The 2061-nt window shown below is 62.1% G+C and carries 2 protein-coding genes; both read right to left on the bottom strand.

The window, feature by feature from the left end:
* The coding region (locus tag WCG50_RS19170) for an acetyl-CoA C-acyltransferase (RefSeq protein WP_336901192.1) at positions 1 to 1142 on the bottom strand (1142 nt) is incomplete at its 3' end.
* 1 nt (position 1143) lies between these two features.
* Positions 1144 to 2061, bottom strand: a 918-nt coding sequence (locus tag WCG50_RS19165; protein ID WP_336901191.1) for an enoyl-CoA hydratase/isomerase family protein, incomplete at its 5' end; no start/stop codon positions are given.

The raw sequence follows: 2061 nt of genomic DNA, 5'->3' as shown, positions 1-2061 counted from the left end.
ACCATGCTGTACCGCAGGTTGTTGCGGTGCAGCGCGTGAATCGCGGTGGCGGCGCGAATGGCGCCGGTGGCGCCCAGCGGGTGACCGAGGGCAATGGCGCCGCCCATCGGGTTGACCTTGGCCGGGTCCAGCCCCAGCGTGTTCATCACCGCCAGCGACTGCGCGGCAAAAGCCTCGTTCAACTCGATCCAGTCGATGTCGTCCTGCTTGAGTCCGGCATAGCGCAGCGCCGCTGGTATTGCCTCGATGGGGCCAATGCCCATGATCTGCGGCGGCACACCCTTGGCGGCAAAACTCACATAGCGCGCCAGCGGTTTCAGGCCAAATTGCTTGACTGCTTTTTCGCTGGCCAAGATCAGGGCCCCGGCGCCGTCCGAGGTTTGCGAACTGTTGCCCGCCGTGACCGAGCCGCGTGCGGCAAACGGCGTCTTGAGCTTGACCAGACCCGCCATTGAGGTGTCAAAGCGCGCACCTTCATCCAGGCTGATCAGACGTTTTTTCTCGATCACTTCGCCGGTTGCCAAGTTGGGCGTGCGGTCGGTTACTTCCACCGGCGTGATCTCGTCGGCGAAGTGGCCCGCCTCCATCGCGGCCAAGGCTTTCTGGTGCGACTTGACGGCGAATTCGTCTTGCGCCTCGCGGCTGATCTTCCATTGGGTAGCGACCTTTTCGGCGGTCAGGCCCATGCCGTAGGCAATACCAATGTTCTCGTCGTTGCTGAACATGGTGGGCGACAGCGAGGGCGTGTTGCCCATCATCGGCACCATGCTCATGCTCTCGACGCCCGCGGCGATCATCACGTCGGCCTCGCCCACACGAATGCGGTCGGCGGCCATTTGAATCGCACTCAGGCCCGAGGCGCAAAAGCGGTTGACTGTGATGCCGCCAACGCTGGTAGGCAGGCCCGCCAGCACCGCGCCAATGCGCGCAATGTTCAGACCCTGGGGCCCTTCAGGAATGGCACAGCCGCAGATCAGGTCTTCGATCATGTGGGGGTCCAGCGACGGCACTTGCGCCAGCGCCGCCTTCAAGGCGTGCACCAGCAAATCGTCTGGGCGCAGGTTGCGAAAAGCACCCCGGTGCGAGCGACCGATGGGTGTGCGCGTGGCGGCAACGATATAGGCTTCTTGAATTTTTTTCATGTTAGTTTCTCACTGGCTTACCGGTAGACATCATTCCCATGATCCGTTCTTGCGTTTTGGGATGGACGAGGAGTTCGCAGAAGGCGCGGCGCTCCAGCGTCATCACATAGTCTTCGCTCACCAAACTGCCCGCATCGACATCGCCGCCGCAGAGCACGTTGGCAATCAGGCTGGCGATATGAAAGTCGTGGGCGCTGATGAAACCACCGTCGCGCATGTTGACCAGCGAGCCCTTGATGGTGGCCGCACCGCTGCGCCCCGCCACGGCAAACAGACGCTTGTGCGGCGCGCGGTAGCCGCCGTTGAACAGCGCTTTGGCTTCGTTGATGGCGACAAACAGCAATTCGTCCTTGTGCGGCACCACCACATCGCTTTCCAACAAGTAGCCCAACTTGCGCGACTCCAGCGCGCTGGTTCCTACCTTGGCCATGGCGGCCGCGGTGAAGCCTTCGATGAGGAAAGGCAGCAATTCCTTGCCGTTAGAAGTCGCTGAATTCTCTGCCGCACGGCGCGCAATATAGGTCAGGCCACCGGCGCCCGGAACCAGTCCGACACCGACTTCCACCAGCCCGATGTAGCTTTCCATCGCCACCACGCGCCGGGCTGAATTCACCGCCATCTCACAGCCGCCACCCAGCGCCAAGCCGCGTATGGCCGACACCACCGGCACGCTGGCGTAGCGCAGTTTCAGAAAGGCTTGCTGCATCTCGGTCTCGTAGCTGTCAATGGCAGCGACACCGCCCATCATGAAGGCCGGCAGCATGGCTTGCAGGTCAGCGCCTGCAGAGAACATCTCGCCCGGCGACCAGATCACCATTCCTTTGTAGTTGGCTTCGGCCATCTCCAGCCCTTGCATCAGGCCTTCGACCACGCCCGCGCTGATGGTCTGCATCTTGGTCTTGAAGCTGGCAATCAGCAC

The organism is Rhodoferax sp., from assembly GCF_037143375.1.
GTDB lineage: Bacteria > Pseudomonadota > Gammaproteobacteria > Burkholderiales > Burkholderiaceae_C > Rhodoferax.
The sequence above is the reverse complement of the archived record's forward strand: the minus strand, read 5'-3'. Positions and strand labels throughout refer to the sequence as shown.